Genomic DNA, 18618 nt, shown 5'->3' with positions numbered 1-18618 from the left:
TTGAGAGATTTAAGGAATGTTGAAAAAAATAAGTCTCAAACTGTAGAGTCCGCTTTTCAGGGGAGGTATGCATTCCCACGCAGAGCGTGGGAACGAGAAATCATCAGTCCTAAAGGCATTGACATTGACTCCTTCTGCCAGTGACCTCTCTACCTGATCCAGATCCCCGTTAGAGCAGGCAAGATAAAACCTCCAATCGGGGAAGAATGTATCCGGGTGAGATTCACTGGTGTTCTGATTCACCACAGGCATCGGGTTTTGCCGACACATCGCGCACCGGCGTGTGCCGATGGGCTGATCAACAAAGCACATCGAAAGACAGTCCAGATCGAAGCGGTGACCACAACATTGGGTTTTAACGATCACAGGCGCTCCACTTCGGTCATGGAAGTTAGCCAAACAAATAGGACAGTGATCGGCCTTGAGTGTCCATGGGGAGAGGGTAGCGAACAATGCCAGACATAAGTAGAACATCTGTGTTGGTCCACAAGCCGTGTGGGTTGGATGCAAAAAAGCATGTTAGTTCATTTATTCGGCTATCAAAGTTTGCTGTGGCCAGATAATCACCTATTTCAAAAGCTCAGAAGATCGGAACACCTGAAAGTTTTGTTTACTCGACAGCACAAGGCCTTTCTTGTTTTCCCCTCCTTATCTTGCCCCGGCGTTGGTCAGGAGTTCCACGCAGTTGGTATTGCCCATCTCGGTTGCGATGGCAAGTGGGGTGGTGCCATTCGACGAGGCGGCGTCAAGATCGGCCCCGGCGTTGACCAAGCGTTCCACGGAGTCGCTATTGCCCATCTCGGCTGCAATGAATAGGGGGGTTCTGCCATCCTCAGTCCTAGCGTCGAGATCTGCCTCAGCTTCGATCAGGAGTTTCAGGGAGTCGATGTTATTTTCCTTGGCAGCGATTAACAGCGGGGTGGCGCCAACCTTAGTCCGGATGTTGAGGTCCGCCCCGGCTTCGATCAGGTGTTTCACACAGTCGGCGTGATTTTCTTGTGCAGCCAAAAACAGCGGGGTGCCGCCATCCTCGTTCTGGGTGTTGAGATCTGCCCCGGCATTGATCAGGAGTTCCACGCAGTCAGTATGGCCATTCGCAGCAGCGATCAGCAGCGGGGTGCAGCCTTCCTTATTTCTGGCGTTGAGGTCAGCCTTGGCTTCGATCAGGGATTCCACACAGTCGGTATTGCCATTCTGGGCTGCGATGTACAGCGGGGTGGCACCATCTGACAAGCTGGCTTCGAGATCCGCCCCGGCGTTGATCAGGAGCTTCACGCAGTCACTATAGCCCATCGCAGCAGCGCTGATCAGCGGAGCGATCTTTTGTGGCAACCACAATATGGGTTGGATTTCCGCACACCGCTGATTCCAGAATGGTTTGCAGTCCTTTTCGCTTAAAGTTGAAAGCACTGGCAATGCCGCTGATAAATTCTGTGTCAGGGTGTTTTTGGAGTAAGATATGCTTTTGCGTGTCGATGCTGGATTTTTGCTTTCCAGAACTGACTCTTGCATAGCATATCTTCCTTTACTGGCTAATGAATATGCGGAAGTGACCACCACTGGTTTGCTTCACTTTTTCGTAGTGACCGCTTTCGATCTTGCGCCTTATAGTTTGGCTGGTCAAGCCTTCAATCTTGGCGAGCTTTGTGGCCGAAACCCACAAGATAAATTCACTTTTTAATGACTTATCTTGTGTCTAGCGTAATTGATTTTGCGATTGTTGCAATTTTATTTGACTGTGTTTACTGAACAAAACAACGTCTTTCATTTGTTTCCTTCTCTGCCTCTGTTCCGAACTCTGCCCCGGCGTTGGTCAGGAGCTTCACGCAATCGGTATTGCCCATCTTGGTTGCGATGCCAAGTGGGGTGGTGCCATCCGGCAGGGCTGCGTTGAGATTCGCCCCGGCCCTGATCAGGAGTTTCACGCAGTCGGTGTTGCCCAACCCGGCTGCAATGTATAGCGAGGTGGCACCATCCTCGACCCGGGCATTGAGATTCGCCCCGGCCTTGATCAGGAGCTTCACGCAGTCGACTTTATTTTCCTCGGCAGCGATGATCAGCGGGGTTGCTCCACCCTTGGTCCTGGAGGTGTTGAGATCCGCCCCGGCGTTGATCAGGAGTTTCACGCAGTCGCTATTGCCCTCCTGAGCTGCGATGAACAGCGGGGTTGCTCCACCCTTGGTCCTGGAGGTGTTGAGATCCGCCCCGGCGCTGATCAGGAGTTTCACGCAGTCGCTATTGCCCTCCTGAGCTGCGATGAACAGCGGGGTTGCGCCATCGTTGATCCTGGCGGCGTTGAGATCTGCCCCGGCGTTGATCAGGAGTTTCACGCAGTCGGTATTGCCGTTCTGGGCTGCCATGAACAGAGGGGTGGCAGCATCCGTAATCCTGGCGGCGTTGACACCCGCCCCGGCGTTGATCAGGATTCTCAGGCAGTCAGTATTGCCGTTCTGGGCTGCCGTGAACAGAGGGGTGGCACCATACGTAATCGTGGCGGCGTTTTGATCTGCCCCGGCTTCGATCAGGATTATCAGGCAGTCGGTATTGCCGTTCTGGGCAGCGATGAACGCAGGGTTGGCACCACTCTTGGTCACGGCGTTGATATCTGCCTCGGCTGCAATCAGGATTTTCAGGCTGTCGATGTTATTTTTTTGGGCAGCGATAAACACCGGGGTAACGCCATCCTCAGTCTGGACGTTGAGATCCGCCCCGGCGTCGATCAGGAGTTTCATGCAGACGTTATTGCCCCTTTGGGCTGCGATGAAGAGCGGGGTAGCGCCACCCTTAGTCAGGGCGTTGAGATCCGCCCCGGCGTCGATCAGGAGTTTCATGCAGACGTTATTGCCCCTTTGGGCTGCGATGAAGAGCGGGGAGGCGCCATCCTCAGTCTGGGCGTTGAGATCCACCCCGGCTTCGATCAGGATTTTCAGGCTGTCGATGTTATTTTGTTGAGCAGCCATGAATAGCGGGGTGGCTCCGCCGCCAGTCCGGGCGTTGAGATTCGCCCCTGCGTTGATCAGGCTTTTCACGCAGAGGGTATTACCACAATCAGCAGCGATGATCAGTGCGGTGGCATTATTCGAAAGGGTATTGGCAGTGTCGGGGTTCGCCCCAGCGTTGATCAGGTGTTCGACGACTTCCGTATGCCCCCAGAGGGATGCTATCATCAAGGCACTGAAACCAGCAGTCATAATGGCATTGACATTGACTCCTTCTGCCAGTGACCTCTCTACCTGATCCAGATCCCCGTTAAAACAGGCAAGACAAAACCTCCAATCGGGGAAGAATGTATCCGGGTGAGATTCACTGGTGTTCTGATTCACCACAGGCATCGGGTTTTGCCGACACATCGCGCACCGGCGTGCGCCGATAGGCTGATCAACAAAGCACTTCGAAAGGCAGTCCAGATCGAAGCGGTGACCACAACATTGGGTTTTAACGACCACAGGCGCTCCACTTCGGTCATGGAAGTTAGCCAAACAAATGGGACAGTGATCGGCCTTCAGTGCCCATGGGGTGAGGGTAGCGAGCAATGCCACATATAAGTAGAACATCTGTGTTGGTCAATAAGCATTGTGGGTTGGATGCAAAAAAGCATGTTATACCAATCGTACTTTCTAAATCCCGTGATGAGCATGGAGATTTGAGCCTTAAGACAAGGCGGCGTGAGGAGTCATAGCCTTAGCTATGGCGACGATCGCCAACGCAGGATTAAGGCTCAAATCTTCAGCGCAATAGGGAGTTAGAAAGTTCGATTGGTATTAGTTCATTTATCTGGCTATCAAAGTTTGCTGTGGCCAGATAATCACCTATTTCAAAAACTCAGAAGATCGGAACACCTGAAAGTTTTGTTTACTCGATAGCACGAGGCCTTTCTTGTTTTCCCCTCCTTATCTTGCCCCGGCGTTGGTCAGGAGTTCCACGCAGTTGGTATTGCCCATCTCGGTTGCGATGGCGAGTGGGGTGGTGCCATTCGACAAGGCGGCGTTGATATCTGCCTCGGCCCTGATCAGGAGTTTCAGAACCTCGGTTTTACCCTCCTCAGCGGCGATTAAAAGCGGAGTCGCACCATCCTCAGTCCTTCGGGCGTCGAGATCGGCCCCGGCGTTGACCAAGCGTTCCACGGAGTCGCTATTGCCCATCTCGGCTGCAATGAATAGGGGGGTTCTGCCATCCTCAGTCCTAGCGTCGAGATCTGCCTCAGCTTCGATCAGGAGTTTCAGGGAGTCGATGTTATTTTCCTTGGCAGCGATTAACAGCGGGGTGGCGCCAACCTTAGTCCGGATGTTGAGGTCCGCCCCGGCTTCGATCAGGTGTTTCACACAGTCGGCGTGATTTTCTTGTGCAGCCAAAAACAGCGGGGTGCCGCCATCCTCGTTCTGGGTGTTGAGATCTGCCCCGGCATTGATCAGGAGTTCCACGCAGTCAGTATGGCCATTCGCAGCAGCGATCAGCAGCGGGGTGCAGCCTTCCTTATTCCTGGCGTTGAGGTCAGCCTTGGCTTCGATCAGGGATTCCACACAGTCGGTATTGCCATTCTGGGCTGCGATGTACAGCGGGGTGGCACCATCTGACAAGCTGGCTTCGAGATCCGCCCCGGCGTTGATCAGGAGCTTTACGCAGTCGCTATAGCCCATCGCAGCAGCGCTGATCAGCGGAGTGCAGCCATTCGACAGTATAGTGTTGGGATCCGCTCCGTCGTTGATCAGGAGTTTCATGCAGTCGATGTGATTTTCCTGTGCAGCGATGAACAGCGGGGTGACGCCCTCCTTATTTTGTGCGTTGAGATCCGCCCCTGCTTCGATCAGAGCTTTCAGGCAGTCGATATGACCTCTCGCAGCAGCAATGATCAGCGGAGTGCTGTCTTCCTTTGCCCTGACGTTGGGGTCTGCCTTGGCTTCGATCAGGGCTTTCAGGCAATCGGTATAGCCTTTTGCAGCAGCGATGTACAGCGTGGTGGTGCCATCGTCAGCTGGGGCGTTGGGATCCGCCCCGGCGTTGCACAGGAGTTTCACGCAGGCGGTGTTATTTTCTTGTACAGCGATGAGCAGCGGGGTAGCGCCATCTTGAGTCAGGGCATTGAGTTTTGCCTTGGCTTCGATCAGGCGTTTCACGCAGTCGGTATTGCCTTTCGCAGCAGCGATGAACAGAGGAGTGGAGCCATCCGACAAGGCGGCGTCAAGATCCGCCCCGGCTTCAATCAGGATTTTCACGCAGTCAATATTGTTGTTCTGGGCAGCGATGAGCAGCGAGGTGGCGCCATCCTTAGTCCGGGCATTGAGATCCGCCCCGGCGTCGATCAGGGCTTTCACGCAGTCGGTATTGCCCATCTCGGCTGCGATGAATAGTGGGGTGAAGCCATCAGACAAGGCGGCGTCGAGATCCGCCCCGGCTTCAATCAGGAGTCTCACACAGTCAGTATTGCCATTCTGGGCAGCGATGAGCAGCGAGGTGGCGCCATCCGGCAAGCTGGTGTTGAGATCCGCCCCGGCGTCGATCAGGGCTTTCAAGCAGACAATATTGCCCATCTCGGCTACGATGTACGACGGGGTGGTGCCATCTGGTAAGGCAATGTTGGGATCCGCCCCGGCTTTGATCAGGAGTTTCACGCAGTCGGTGTTATTTTCTATTGCAGCGATGAACAGTGCGGTAGCTCCGCTCTCACAGACGGCGTCGAGATTCGCCCCGGCGTTGATCAGGCATTCGGCGACCGCCATATGCCCCCCGATGGATGCCATCATTAAGGGCGTGTAATCATCATTCGTAATGTCATGGGCATTGACATTGACTCCTTCTGCCAGTGACTTCTGCACCACATCCAAATCCCCTTCAAAACAGGCACGAAAAAACGTCAGATCGGGGAAGAATGTATCCGGGTGAGATACACCGGTGTCCAGATTCAACACAGGCATCGGGTCTTGCCGACACATTGCGCACCGTCTCGAGCCTATGGGCTGATCGACAAAACACTTCGAAATACAGTCCAGATCGAAGAGGTGGCCACAACATCCGGTTTTGACGACCACAGGCGTGACACTTCGGCCATGAAAGTAAGTCAAACAAATAGGACACTGATCGGCCTTGACTGTATATGGGGAGAGGGTAGCGAACAACGCCACATATAAGTAGAACATCTGTGTTGGTCAATATGTAATGCGGGTTAGATACAAAAAAGCATGTTAGTTCATTTATGTGTCAATCAAAGTTTGCTGTGGCTAATCCGGACGGTGAAAGCAAAACCTGAAGAGATTAAGTATGCCATTTGCTTCAGTCCAAGCTGAAAGTGACCTGATCCTGCTTAACATGTAGTTGTAAAGTGAGACGACCTCCTTAAGGCGCTGGGTCTGCGGTTGCAGGTGTTGGGCTAACATGGATAAAGCGTTAACTTGTGCTATACCTGATAGCTGGCAAACCTTAATTAACGTGCATACAATAATTCTATGAAGTATGAATACGATGCCGCCAAGGATGCCGTCAACCGGGCTAAGCATGGCTTGTCGTTGTCTGAGGCTGAGCGCTTGGAGTGGGACACGCTTAAGGCATGGGAAGATCATCGCTATGACTATGGAGAGCAGCGTATGGTTGGTTTTGCTTCCAGAGGTAAGCGCCTTTATTGTGTGGTGTATACCGACCGGGGCGAGAAGCGCCGCATTATTTCCCTGCGAAAAGCCAATAAACGAGAGGTACGAATTTATGCAAATCAAGACTAAATCAGGGCGCTGGCTTGAGCTGCCCACCGACGAAGAAGAGGCAGCCATCAATGCAGGCATTGCCGCTGATCCTGACACATATGAACTTACTGACGAGGAGTTCAAACAACTACGACCAGTGGGGCGACCCAAGGCCGAACAGACCAAGGAGCGGATTTCTATCCGGCTGTCACCCGAGGTGGTTGAATTTTTCCGCGCCACTGGCAAAGGCTGGCAGACCCGTATGGATGAAGCTTTGCGTGAATATGTGGTCAGGCATTCAGGGTGACAGCTTGCAGTCTCCCCCTGCTTTGGTTTCACCAGATCCCCAGCCAGCCGAAACGCCACTTCTCGGGCTCTGGCAATCAGAAATCGATTCAACCGGCTGACACAGCGTTCTTCCTGATCCTGCTCGGCGCGGAGCTGGGCCAGAAGGCGGGTGTCCAGCTTTACTGAATAGCACAAGGCCTTTCTTGCTTTCCCGTCCTTACTTTGCCCCGGCGTTGGTCAGGAGTTCCACGCAGTCGCTATTGCCCATCTTGGTTGCGATGGACAGCGGGGTAGTGCCATCCGAAGTCCTGGCGGCGTTGAGATCCGCTCCAGCTTCGATCATGAGTGTCACAAAGTCGCTGTTATTCTCTTGTGCAGCGAAGAACAGCGGGGTGGCGCCATCCGAAGTCCGGGGGGTGTTGAGATTCGCCCCGGAGTCGATCAGGAGTTTCCCAATGTCGGTGTTATTTTCTTGTGCAGCGTAGAACAGCGAGGTGGCGCCATCCGTGGCCCGGGCAACATTGACGTCCGCCCCGTCTTTTATCAAACGTTCGACGACGTCTATGTGCCCCTCACTGGATGCTACGATCAGGGCAGTGAAATCATCAGTCATAACGGCATTGACATAGACTCCTGCTGCCAGTGACCTCTCCACCTGAATCAAATCCCCGTCATAACAGGCATCATAAAACACCTGATCGGGGAAAAATGTATCCGGGTGGGATTCACTGGTCTTCTGATTCACCACAGGCATCGGGCATTCCCGACACATCGCGCATCGGCGTGAGCCGATCGGTTCAAAAATGAATTGTTTCGAAATACAGTCCAGATGGAAGCGGTGGCCACACTGGGTTAGACATTGGGTTTTGACGTCTACTGGCGCCACATCGCGGCCATGGAAATTAGCCAAACAAATAGGACATACATCGGGCTCCGACGTTACGTCAGTTTCCATGGGAAGAAGAGTGCGAGCCATGCCATCCATAAGTAGAACATCTGTGTCAGTCAATAATGCAGTGTTGGTTAGACATAAGAGCAGTACAAAAGTTCAATTGTGTGACTATAAAGTCCGCTGTGGCTAAATAATCACCTGTTTTAAAAACTCGGAAGATGGAAACACCCAGAGGCGGGTTTATCGGTTAACACAACGCCTTTCTTTCCTTCATCGCCTCTGTTCCCTACTCTGCCCCGGCGTTGATCAGGAGTTTCACGCAGTCGGAATTGCCTTTTGCAGCAGCAACGAACAGCGGGGTGGCACGATCCGTAATTCTGGCAGTGTTGAGATCCGCCCCGGCATTGATCAGGAGTTTCACGCAGTCGGAATTGCCCACCAGGGCTGCGATAAACAGCGGGGTGGAGCCATCCTCGGCCTGGGCGTTGAGATCTGCCCCTGCGTTGATCAGTATTTTCAGACAGTCGGTATTGCCCTTCAGGGCTGCGAGGAACAGCGAGGTGGCGCCATTCTCAGTCCGGACGCTGACATCTGCCCCGGCATCGAGAAGGAGTTTCACGCAGTCGATGTTGCCCTTCTGGACTGCGATGATCAGAGGTGTGCAGCCATCCGACATGGCGGCGTTAAGATCTGCCCCGGCGTTGATCAGGAGTTCCACGCAGTCAGTGTTATTTTCTTGAGCAGCGGTGAGCAGCGGTGTGGCGCCATCCAACATGGCGGCGTTGAGATTCGCCTTGGCTTCGATCAGGGCTTTCACGCAGTCGGTATTGCCTATCCAGGCTGCGATGAGCAGCGGGGTGGAGCCATCATCGGTCTGGGCGTTGAGATCCGCCCCGGCTTCGATCAGGGCTGTCATGCAGTCTATGTTATTTTCTTGGGCAGCGATGACCAGCGGGGTGGTGCCATCCGACAAGGCGGCGTTGAGATCCGCCCCGGCGTTGATCAGGAGTTTCACGCAGACAATGTTATTTTCCTGGGCAGCAATGAACAGCGATGTGGCGCCACTCGACATGGCGGCGTTGAGATCTGCCTCAGCTTCGATCAGGATTTTTACGCAGTCATCGTTATTATGATGTGCAGCGATGAGCAGCGGGGTAGCGCCATTCGACAAGGCGGCGTCGACGTCCGCCCCGGCTTCTATCAGGCGTTGGACGACAGTCTTGTTCCCGTTTTGGGATGCCAACATCAAAGCAGTGAAGCCACCAATCATAACCGCATTGACATTGACTCCTTCTGCCAGCGACCTCTCTACCTGATTCAGATCCCCGTTTAAACAGGCATTATAAAAAGTCTGATCGGGGAAAAATGTATCCGGGTAAGCTTCACTGGTGTTCTGATTCACCACAGGCATCGGGTTTTGCCGACACATCGCGCACTGGCGTGAGCCGATGGGCTGATCAACAAAGCACATCGAAAGACAGTCCAGATCGAAGCGGTGACCGCAACATTGGGTTTTGACGACCACAGGCGCTTCATGACGGTCATGGAAGTGAGCTAAACAAATAGGACAGGGATCAGCTTCCAGTGTCCATGGGGAGAGGGTAGCGAACAATGCCACATATAAGAAGAACATCTGTGTTGGTTAGTAGTGTGGGTTGGATACAAAAAAAGGAATGGTAGTTCATTTATATGGCTATCAAAGCTTGCTGTGACTAAATAATCACCTGTTTTAAAAATTCAGAAGATGCGAACACCTGAGAGTCGTTTTTACTGGACAAAGTAACGCCTTTCTTTTGTTGCCTTCACGGCCTTTGTTCCCTACTTTGCTCCAGCCTTGATCAGGGCTTCCATGCAGTCGGTATTGCCCATCGCGGTTGCGATGTAGAGTGGGGTGGCGCCATCTGAAGTCCTGGCGGCGTCGAGATCTGCCCCGGCATTGATCAGGCGTTCTACGCAGTCGGTATGGCCATTCAGGGCTGCGATGAACAGCGGGGTGGCACCATCTGAAGTCCTGGCAGCATTGAGATCCGCTCCGACGTGGATCAGGGTTTCCATGCAATCGGTATGGCCATTCAGGGCTGCAGTGAACAGCGCGGTGGTGCCATCAATAGTCCGGGCGTTGAGATTCGCCCCGGCCTTGATCAGAAGTTTCACGCAGTCGGTGTTATTTTTCTGAACTGCGATGAACAGCGGGGTGGCGCCGTCCGAAGTCCTGGTGGCCTTAAGATCCGCCCCGACCTGGATCAGTATTTCCACGCAATCGGTATGGCCTAGCCAGACTGCGATGAGAAGCGGGGTTGCACCATTCTTATTTCTCGCGTTGAGATCTGCGTTGGCTTCGGTCAGGGCTTTTACGCAGTCGGTATTGCCTCTCAGGGCAGCGACGAATAGCGGGGTTGTACCATTCTCAGTCCTGGCGTTGAGATTCGCCCCGGCGTTGATCAGGAGTTCCACGCATTCGATGTTATTTTCCTGGGCAGCGAAGAACAGCGGTGTGGCGCCATCCAACAAGGCGGCGTTGATATCCGCCCCGGCGTTGATCAGGAGTTTCATGCAGTCGGTATTGCCCTCCTTGGCAGCGATCAACAGTGCGGTGGCACCATTTGAAAAGGTGGCGTTAACATCCGCCCCGGCGTTGATCAGGAGCTTCACGCAATCGATGTCATTCTCCTGGACAGCAAAGAATATTGCGGTGGCTCCACCTGTGGAGGTGGCGTTGAGATTCGCCCCGGCGCTGATCAGGCGTTCAACGATTGCCTCGTGCCCCCCGTCAGATGCCAACATCAAGCCAGTGAAATCATCATGTATAACGGCATTGACATTGACTCCATTTGCCAATGACCTCTCTACCTGATCCAAATCCCCGTCATAACAGGCATCAAAAAACACCTGATCGGGGAAAAATGTATCCGGGTGAGATTCACTGGTGTTCTGATTCACCACCGGCATCGGGTTTTGCCGACACATTGCGCACTGGCGGGAGCCAATGGGCTGATCAACAAAACACTTCGAAATACAGTCCAGATCGAAGAGGTGACCACAGCATTGGGTTTTGACGACCACAGGCGCTTCACTTCGGCCATGGAAGGGAGCCAGACAAATAGGACAGTGATCGGCCTTCAGTGTCCATGGGGAGAGGGTAGCGAACAATGCCACATATAAGTAAAACATCTGTATTGGTCAAGAAGCAGTGTAGGTTTGATACAAAAAAGCATGTTAGTTCATTTATATGGCTATCAAAGTTCGCTGTGGCCAAACAATTACCTGTTTCAAAAACTCAGAAGATGGGAACACCTGAGAGCCCCGTTTACTGGACGGCATGACGCTTTTCTTTTGTTTCCTCCGCCGCCTCGGTTCCCAACTCTGCCCCGGCGTTGATCAGGAGTTTCATGCAGTCGGTATTGCCCATCGCGATTGCAATGGAGAGCGGGGTGGTGCCAGTCTTAGTCCGGGCGTTGAGATCCGCCCCGGCGTTGATCAGGAGTTGCACGCATTCGGTGCTATTTTCCTGGGCAGAGATGAATAGCGGGGTGGCGTCATCCAAAGTGTGGGGGGTGTTGAAATCCGCCCCGGCTTCGATCAGGAGTATCAGGCAGTCGGTATTGCCGTTCCGGGCTGCGATGAACGTTGGGTTGGCACCACTATTAATCCGGATGTTGAGATCTGCCTCGGCTTCAATCAGGATTTTCAGGCTGTCGATGTTATTTTCTTGGGCAGCCATATACACAGGGGTTCCGCCATCGTCAGTCCGGGCGTTGGGATCTGCCCCGGCGTTGATCAGCATTTTCACGAGGTCGGTATTGAGCTCCTGTGTTGCGAAGAACAGCGGGCTGGCGCCATCCGACGAGGCGGCATTGATGTCTGCCCCGCCACCGATGAGGCTTTCCACGCAATCGGTATGGCCTTTCCAGATTGCGATGATAAGCGGGGTGTTGCCAGTCTTGGTGTGGGCGTTGAGATCCGCCCCGGCGTTGATCAGGCGTTTCACGCAGTCGGTATTACCGTACTGAGCAGCGATGAATAGTGCGGTGACACCATTCGAACGGGCAGCGTCAAGGTTTGCCCCAGCGTTGATCAGGCGTTCGACGACATCCGTGTGCCCGAAGCTGGATGCCAACATCAAGGCAGTGAAATCATCAGTCATAACCGCATTGACATTGACTCCTTCTGCCAGAGACCTCTCTACCTGATCCAGATCTCCGTCAAAACAGGCATCATAAAACGTCTGATCGGGGAAAAATGTATCCGGGTGAGATTCACTGGTGTTCTGATTCACCACAGGCATCGGGTTTTGCCGACACATCGCGCACCGGCGTGAGCCGATGGGCTGATCAACAAAGCACATCGAAAGACAGTCCAGATCGAAGAGGTGGCCGCAACATTGGGTTTTGACGACCACAGGCGCTTTACTTCGGCCATGGAAGGGAGCCAGACAAATAGGACAGTGATCGGCCTTCAGTGTCAAAGGGGAGAGGGCAGCGAACAGTGCCAGACATAAGTAGAACATCTGTGCCAGTCGATAACTGCTGCGGCTTGGGTACAGAAAAGGAATGATAGTTCATTTATGTGTCTCTCAACGTTTGCTGTGGTTAAATAATCACTTGTTTCAAAAACTCAGAAGATGGGAACAACCAGAGCCGTGCTTACGGGCCATGTACCAACTCAGTCCGAGACCGACATTACGGCGGCACGGTTGGCGATTGTGGGTCAGTGCGATGAGGATAAAAGACCGCATTTGAATACCTGCCTAAAACGGATGGCCGTAGTACCTAAAGTGGAAAATCCACAAGGAGGCTCACATGAGAAAACAATGGAAGGGAACGCCAGAAAGCAGAGGCCATGAAGCTCGCCTGCGGTGGATTAGAAAAGCAGGTGGCAAGATTGATAAGAACAAAGCAGTAATGAAGATGCTTAAGAAAAGTATTAGAAAATGGAATACTAAACGCACTAAAAAACAACCACATAAATAGCTGCAAAAACATTACCAGCCGATGATTCAGGAATGAGCCAGCCCTAGCATGGCGACAATCTGTTTGGGTTCTCTGGCGAGCAGGTTCAGCAATACACGGGCAGGGCCGTTCGGTTTGCGGTCACCCCGCTCCCAGTGGCGAAGGGTGGGGAGTTTTACACCTACAGCCTGGGCAAACTCTTCCTGAGTCATATCGAGCTGCTGGCGAATGCCTTTGATGTCCAGGGGTGTCACCTCATGGACGATCGCACCTGTATTCTCACCTTTTGTGTAGGTTACGGCCTCTTCAAGGCCCTGGATAATGCTGTTCGCTACGCTTTCCATTTTTTCCATCCTCTTTCGAGTAGAGTGACTAACTGTTTCATGGTGTTGCGGTCTGCCTTTGACAGGTTTTCCTGTTGGTTTTTCCCATAAACCGTGAGCAGGAACAGGGGCATTGATGGGTTCTTGTAGAAGTGAATAATCTGCACTCCTCCACTCTTGCCTGATGCACCTCTTCGCCACCGGAGCTTACGGATGCCGCCTGTACCCTTCATGATCTCACCAGCCTCAGGGTTTGCCGCCAGGTAATCAATGATATGGCGGCGTTCCTCACTGGATAGAAGGCTCTCAGCTTCGTCCTGATAGTTTTTCAGCTCAGCGACCGTATGCATTAGAATGTAATCCAATGGATTAGTTCAGGCAAAGTATAATGGTTGGTAAGAAAGATGCAAGCCGGTGGTTTTTCGCACTTCACCTGACTATTTAACGGCCAACCCTGATAAAGCGTTTGCTCCAGCCTTTATCAGGGCTTCCACGCAGTCGGTATTGCCCTTCGCGATTGCAATGGAGAGCGGGGTGGCACCATCTGCAGTCCTCACAGCATTGAGATCCGCTCCGGCGTTGATCAGGAATTTCACGCAGTCGGTATTGCCTTTCGAAGCAGCAAAGTGCAGCGGGGTGGAGCCAGTCTTAGTGTGAGCGTTGAGATCCGCTCCGGCGTTGATCAGGCGTTCCACGCAGTCGGTATTGCCAATCGAAGCAGCAACGTGCAGTGGGGTGGCGCCAGTCTTATTGTGGGCGTTGAGATTTGCCTCGGCATTGATCAGGAGTTGCACGCATTCGGTGTTATTTTTCTGGGCAGCGATGAATAGCGGGGTGGTGCCAAACTTATTCCGAGCGTTGAGATCCGCCTTGGCTTCGATCAGGATTTTCAGGCAGTCGATGTTATTTTGCAGAGCAGCTATAAACAACGGGGTGGCGCCATCCAGCAGGGCAGCGTTGAGATCCGCCCCGGCGTTGATCAGGAGTTTCACGCATTCGATGTTATTTTTTTGTGCAGCGATGAACAGCGCGGTGGCGCCTTCCTCAATCTGAGCGTTGAGATCCGCCCCGGCGTTGATCAGGAGCTTCACGCATTCGATGTTATTTTCTTGTGCAGCGATGAACAGCGGAGTGGCGCCATCCTCACTCCGGGCGTTGAGATCCGCCCCGGCGTTGATCAGGTGTTTCACGCAGTCGGTATTACCGTATTCGGCAGCGATGAACAGTGCGGTGGAGTTATTCGAACGGGCAGCGTCAAGGTTTGCCTCAGCGTTGATCAAGCGTTCGACGACATCCGTGTGCCCCCAGCTGGATGCCAGCATCAAGGCAGTGAAATCAGCACTCATAACGGCATTGACATTGACTCCTTCTGCCAGAGACCTCTCCACCTGATCCAGATCCCCGTTTAAACAGGCAAGATAAAACGTCTGATCGGGGAAAAATGTATCAGGGTGAGATTCACTGGTGTTGTGATTCACCACAGGCATCGGGTTTTGCCGACACATTGCGCACTGGCGGGAGCCAATGGGCTGATCAACAAAACACATCGAAAGACAGTCCAGATCGAAGAGGTGACCACAGCATTGAGTTTTGACGACCACAGGCGCTTCACTTCGGCCATGGAAGGGAGCCAGACAAATAGGACAGTGATCGGCCTTCAGTGTCAAAGGGCAGAGGGTAGCGAACAGTGCCAGACATAAGTAAAACATCTGTGTTGGCCAATAAGCCTGTGGGTTAGATACAAAAAAGCATGTTAGTTCATTTATATGGCTATCAAAGTTTGCTGTGGCCAAACAATCACCTTGTTTTAAAGACTCAGAAAATGGGTACACCTGAGAACCATGTTCACTGGGCAGCATAAATTCTTGCTTTTGTTGCCTTCACGGTCTTTGTTCCCTGCTTTGCTCCAGCCTTTATAAGGGCTTCCACGCAGTCGGTATTGCCCTTCGCTGTTGCAATGGAGAGCGGGGTGGCACCATCTGTGGTCCTGGCGGCGTTGAGATCTGCCCCGGCGTTGATCAGGAGTTCCACACAGTCGGTATTGCCTTTCGAAGCAGCAAAGTGCAGCGGGGTGGAGCCAGTCTTAGTGTGAGCGTTGAGATCCGCCCCGGCGTTGATCAGGAGTTTCAAGCAGTCGGTATTGCCTTCCAAAGCAGCAACGAGCAGAGGGGTGGCGCCATCGGAAGTCCGGGCGTTGAGAAGTGCTCCCGCTTTGATCAGGATTTCCACGCAGTCGGTGTTGCCTATTCCAGCAGCAATGAACAGAGCAGTGGCGCCATCCGACATGGGGGCGTTGAGATCCGCCCCGGCGTTGATCAGGCGTTTCACGCAGTCGGAATTGCCCTTCAGGGCTGCGTTAAACAGCGGGGTGTGGCCATCCTCGGTCTGGGCATTGAGATCCGCCCCGGCGTCGAGAAGGAGTTTCACGCAGTCAGTGTTATTTTCTTGGGCAGCGAACAACAGCGCTGTGGAGCCATCCGACATGGCGGCGTTGAGACTCGCCTTGGCTTTAATCAGGGCTTTCGCGCTGTCGGTATGGCCCAATGTAACAGCGATGACCAGCGGGGTGCTGCCATCGGACAAGGCAGCGTTGAAATCCGCCCCGGCGTTGATCAGGAGTTTCATGCAGACGATGTTATTTCTATAGACAGCCATGAGCAGCGGTGTGGTGCCACCTGACATGGCGGCGTTGAGATCTGCCTCAGCTTCGATCAGGATTTTTACGCAGTCGTAGTTATTTTGCTGTGCAGCGATGTGCAGCGGGGTGACGCCATTCGACAAGGCGGCGTTGACGTCTGCCCCGGTTTCGATCAGGCGTTCGACGACGTCCCTGTGCCCCCTGCCGGATGCCAACATCAAGGCAGTGAGACCATCAGTCATAACGGCATTGACATTGACTCCTTCTGCCAGAGACCTCTCCACCTGATACAGATCCCCGTTTAAACAGGCAAGATAAAACGTCTGATCGGGGAAAAAAGTATCCGGGTGAGATTCACTGGTGTTCTGACTCACCACAGGCATCGGGTTTTGCCGACACATCGCGCACTGGCGTGAGCCGATGGGCTGATCAACAAAGCACATCGAAAGACAGTCCAGATCGAAGAGGTGGCCGCAACATTGGGTTTTGACGACCACAGGCGCTTCACTTCGGCCATGGAAGGGAGCCAGACAAATAGGACAGTGATCGGCCTTCAGTGTCAAAGGGGAGAGGGCAGCGAACAGTGCCAGACATAAGTAGAACATCTGTGTTGGTCAATAATCCGTGTGGGTTAGATAGAAAAAAGCATGTTAGTTCATTTTTATGGCTATCAAAGTTGGCTGTGCCCAAACAATCACTTGTTTCAAAAACTCAGAAAATGGGGACACCTGAGAACCATGTTCACCGGGCAACATAAATTCTTGCTTTTGTTGCCTTCACGGTCTTTGTTCCTTTGCTCCAGCCTTGATCAGGGCTTCCATGCAGTCGGTATTGCCCATCGCGGTTGCAATGGAGAGCGGGGTGGCACCATCCTCAGTCCGGGCGTTGAGATCTGCCCCGGCGTTGATCAGGAGTTTCACACAGTCGCTATTGCCCTTCCGGGCCGCCATGTGAAGAGGAGTGGCACCATCCTTAATCCTGGCGATGTTGAGATCCGCCCCGGCGTTGATCAGGAGTTTCAAGCAGTCGGTGTTATTTTCCTGGGCAGCCATGAACAGTGCGGTGACCCCATCCTTATCTCGGACGTTGATATTCGCCTTGGCTTTGATCAAGGCTTTCATGCAGTCGGTATTGCCTTTTGCAGCAGCGACGAAAAGCGGAGAGGTGGCATCCCTGAGCCTGACAGCGTTGGGATCCGCCCCGGCTTCGATCAGGATTTTAAGGCATTCGCTATTGCCCTTCCGGGCCGCCATGTGAAGAGGAGTGGCACCATCCTTAATCCTGGCGATGTTGAGATCCGCCCCGGCTTCGATCAGGATTTTAAGGCTGTCGATGTTATTTTTTTGGGCAGCGATAAACAGCGGTGTAGCGCCATCCTCAGTTCGGGCGTTGAGATCTGCCCCGGCGTTGATCAGCAGTTTCACGCTGTCGGTATTGCCCTCCTGTGTGGCGACGAACAGCGGGGTGCCGCCATCCGAAGTCCGGGCGTCGAGAAGCGCTCCCGCTTTGATCAGGCGTTCCACGCATTCGGTGTTGCCTTGCGCAGCAGCAACGAACAGCGGGGTGCCGCCATCCAAAGTCCGGGCGTTGAGATCCGCCCCGGCGTTGATCAGGAGTTCCACGCAGTCGGTATTGCCTTGCCCAGCAGCAACGATCAGCGGGGTGGTGCCATCCTCAATGTGCGCATTGATATCCGCCTTGGCTTCGATCAGGATTTTCAGGCTGTCGATGTTATTTTGTTGAGCAGCTATGAACAGCGGGGTGGCACCATCCGAAGTCCCGGCATTGAGAGCCGATCCGGCTCCGATCAGGATTTTAAGGCAGTCGGTATTGCCGTTCTGGGCTGCCATGAACAGCGGGGTGGCACCATCCGAAGTCCTGCCGCTGAGAGCCGCTCCGGCTTCGATCAGGATTTTAAGGCAGTCGGTATTGCCGTTCTGGGCTGCGATGAACGGTGGGTTGGCACCACTCTTAATCCGGGTGTTGAGATCTGCCTCGGCTTCAATCAGGATTTTCAGGCTGTCGATGTTATTTTTTTGGGCAGCGATAAACAGCGGGGTAGCGCCACCCTCAGTTCGGGCGTTGAGATCTGCCCCGGCGTTGATCAGAAGTTTCACGCAGTCGGTATTGCCCTCCTGTGTTGCGATGAACAGCGGGGTGACGCCATCCAAAGTCCGGCAGATGTTGGGATCCGCCCCGGCGATGATCAGGAGTTTTACGCAGTCGGCATTGCCTTTCGCAGCAGCAACGTGCAGCGGGGTAGCGCCAGTCTTGGTGCGGGCGTTGAGACCCGCCCCGGCGATGATCAGGCGTTTCACGCAGTCGCTGTCACCGTACTCAGCAGCGATGAACAGTGCGGTGGCACCATTTGAACGGGCAGCGTCAAGGTTTGCCCCAGCATTGATCAGGCGCTCGATGACATCCGTGTGCCCTCTGTTGGATGCTAACATCAAGGCAGTGAAATCATTAGTCATAACGGCATTGACATTGACCCCTTCTGCCAGAGACCTCTCCACCTGATCCAGATCCCCATTTAAACAGGCACGATAAAACGTCTGATCGGGGAAAAATGTATCCGGGTGAGATTCACTGGTGTTCTGATTCACCACAGGCATCGGGTTTTGTCGGCACATCGCGCACCGGCGTGAGCCGATGGGCTGATCAGCAAAACACCTTGATATACAGTCCAGGTCGAAGCGGTGGCCGCAACATTGGGTTCTGACGACCACAGGCGCTTCACTGCGGCCATGGAAGGGAGCCAGACAAACAGGACAGTGATCGGCCTTCAGTGTCCATGGAGAGAGGGTAGCGAACAATGCCACACATAAGTAGAACATCTGTTGGTAAATAAGCCGTG

Annotated in this window: 18 protein-coding genes; 4 read left to right on the top strand and 14 right to left on the bottom strand. The window is 53.5% G+C overall.

Features of this window, described 5'->3' with window-relative positions; genetic code table 11:
• Window positions 1–9: 9 nt before the first annotated feature.
• The 3 genes from ACOMHB_RS23990 to ACOMHB_RS23980 all read right to left on the bottom strand — a co-directional run bounded on the left by ACOMHB_RS23990 (window position 10) and on the right by ACOMHB_RS23980 (window position 1459).
• Window positions 10–474, bottom strand: coding sequence for an RING finger protein (locus tag ACOMHB_RS23990; protein WP_448218532.1), 465 nt, complete (start codon window positions 472–474; stop codon window positions 10–12).
• A gap of 174 nt (window positions 475–648) precedes the next feature.
• The gene (locus ACOMHB_RS23985) at window positions 649–1338 is read right to left on the bottom strand and encodes an ankyrin repeat domain-containing protein (RefSeq protein ID WP_448218531.1); all 690 of its coding nucleotides are present in this window, start codon (window positions 1336–1338) and stop codon (window positions 649–651) included.
• Complete coding sequence (locus ACOMHB_RS23980) at window positions 1283–1459, bottom strand: hypothetical protein (RefSeq protein WP_448218671.1); 177 nt, start codon at window positions 1457–1459, stop codon at window positions 1283–1285. The genes ACOMHB_RS23985 and ACOMHB_RS23980 overlap by 56 nt, the downstream gene beginning before the upstream one ends.
• On the opposite strand from ACOMHB_RS23980, the gene ACOMHB_RS23975 reads away from it, so the two are divergent.
• Window positions 1460–1681: a hypothetical protein gene (locus ACOMHB_RS23975; protein WP_448218530.1), complete on the top strand. Its 222-nt coding sequence runs from the start codon at window positions 1460–1462 to the stop codon at window positions 1679–1681.
• A 61-nt stretch (window positions 1682–1742) separates the two neighbouring features.
• Here the strand turns inward: ACOMHB_RS23975 and ACOMHB_RS23970 are convergent, their stop codons facing one another.
• The gene (locus ACOMHB_RS23970; protein ID WP_448218529.1) at window positions 1743–3554 is read right to left on the bottom strand and encodes an ankyrin repeat domain-containing protein; all 1812 of its coding nucleotides are present in this window, start codon (window positions 3552–3554) and stop codon (window positions 1743–1745) included.
• Between the two features lie 336 nt (window positions 3555–3890).
• Window positions 3891–6134 carry an ankyrin repeat domain-containing protein gene (locus ACOMHB_RS23965; RefSeq protein ID WP_448218528.1) on the bottom strand — a complete coding sequence of 748 codons (2244 nt, stop codon included), beginning with the start codon at window positions 6132–6134 and terminating at the stop codon, window positions 3891–3893.
• A 306-nt stretch (window positions 6135–6440) separates the two neighbouring features.
• Between ACOMHB_RS23965 and ACOMHB_RS23960 the strand changes: the two genes are divergently transcribed.
• Window positions 6441–6710: a BrnT family toxin gene (locus tag ACOMHB_RS23960; RefSeq protein ID WP_448218527.1), complete on the top strand. Its 270-nt coding sequence runs from the start codon at window positions 6441–6443 to the stop codon at window positions 6708–6710.
• Complete coding sequence (locus ACOMHB_RS23955; protein ID WP_448218526.1) at window positions 6694–6978, top strand: BrnA antitoxin family protein; 285 nt, start codon at window positions 6694–6696, stop codon at window positions 6976–6978. The genes ACOMHB_RS23960 and ACOMHB_RS23955 overlap by 17 nt, the downstream gene beginning before the upstream one ends.
• A 198-nt stretch (window positions 6979–7176) precedes the next feature.
• Here ACOMHB_RS23955 and ACOMHB_RS23950 read toward each other — a convergent pair whose 3' ends face one another.
• From ACOMHB_RS23950 to ACOMHB_RS23935, 4 genes are all read right to left on the bottom strand, one after another.
• On the bottom strand, window positions 7177–7944 hold the full coding sequence (locus tag ACOMHB_RS23950; RefSeq protein ID WP_448218525.1) for an ankyrin repeat domain-containing protein: 768 nt from the start codon (window positions 7942–7944) through the stop codon (window positions 7177–7179).
• Between the two features lie 193 nt (window positions 7945–8137).
• Window positions 8138–9484 (bottom strand): ankyrin repeat domain-containing protein, encoded by a 1347-nt coding sequence (locus ACOMHB_RS23945; RefSeq protein WP_448218524.1) that lies wholly within the window; start codon window positions 9482–9484, stop codon window positions 8138–8140.
• Between the two features lie 185 nt (window positions 9485–9669).
• Window positions 9670–11022: an ankyrin repeat domain-containing protein gene (locus tag ACOMHB_RS23940; RefSeq protein WP_448218523.1), complete on the bottom strand. Its 1353-nt coding sequence runs from the start codon at window positions 11020–11022 to the stop codon at window positions 9670–9672.
• Window positions 11023–11158: 136 nt separating this feature from the next.
• Window positions 11159–12358: an ankyrin repeat domain-containing protein gene (locus ACOMHB_RS23935; protein WP_448218522.1), complete on the bottom strand. Its 1200-nt coding sequence runs from the start codon at window positions 12356–12358 to the stop codon at window positions 11159–11161.
• A 292-nt stretch (window positions 12359–12650) separates the two neighbouring features.
• Here ACOMHB_RS23935 and ACOMHB_RS23930 point away from each other — a divergent pair, with 292 nt between their 5' ends.
• Window positions 12651–12821, top strand: a complete 171-nt coding sequence (locus tag ACOMHB_RS23930; protein ID WP_422135625.1) for a hypothetical protein — start codon at window positions 12651–12653, stop codon at window positions 12819–12821.
• A 26-nt stretch (window positions 12822–12847) separates the two neighbouring features.
• Here ACOMHB_RS23930 and ACOMHB_RS23925 read toward each other — a convergent pair whose 3' ends face one another.
• The 5 genes from ACOMHB_RS23925 to ACOMHB_RS23905 form a co-directional block, all read right to left on the bottom strand.
• A complete protein-coding gene (locus ACOMHB_RS23925) occupies window positions 12848–13144 on the bottom strand; it encodes a helix-turn-helix domain-containing protein (protein ID WP_422412482.1) in 297 nt (98 codons plus the stop codon).
• A complete protein-coding gene (locus ACOMHB_RS23920; protein ID WP_448218521.1) occupies window positions 13132–13473 on the bottom strand; it encodes a hypothetical protein in 342 nt (113 codons plus the stop codon). The genes ACOMHB_RS23925 and ACOMHB_RS23920 overlap by 13 nt, the downstream gene beginning before the upstream one ends.
• 87 nt (window positions 13474–13560) lie before the next feature.
• The gene (locus ACOMHB_RS23915) at window positions 13561–14832 is read right to left on the bottom strand and encodes an ankyrin repeat domain-containing protein (protein WP_448218520.1); all 1272 of its coding nucleotides are present in this window, start codon (window positions 14830–14832) and stop codon (window positions 13561–13563) included.
• Between the two features lie 136 nt (window positions 14833–14968).
• The gene (locus ACOMHB_RS23910; RefSeq protein ID WP_448218519.1) at window positions 14969–16366 is read right to left on the bottom strand and encodes an ankyrin repeat domain-containing protein; all 1398 of its coding nucleotides are present in this window, start codon (window positions 16364–16366) and stop codon (window positions 14969–14971) included.
• A 171-nt stretch (window positions 16367–16537) separates the two neighbouring features.
• Window positions 16538–18598: an ankyrin repeat domain-containing protein gene (locus ACOMHB_RS23905; protein ID WP_448218518.1), complete on the bottom strand. Its 2061-nt coding sequence runs from the start codon at window positions 18596–18598 to the stop codon at window positions 16538–16540.
• Window positions 18599–18618 lie beyond the last annotated feature (20 nt).

This window comes from Endozoicomonas sp. 2B-B (genome assembly GCF_053470045.1).
Note: the sequence above shows the minus strand (reverse complement) of the source record. Positions and strands in the feature narration are given on the sequence as shown.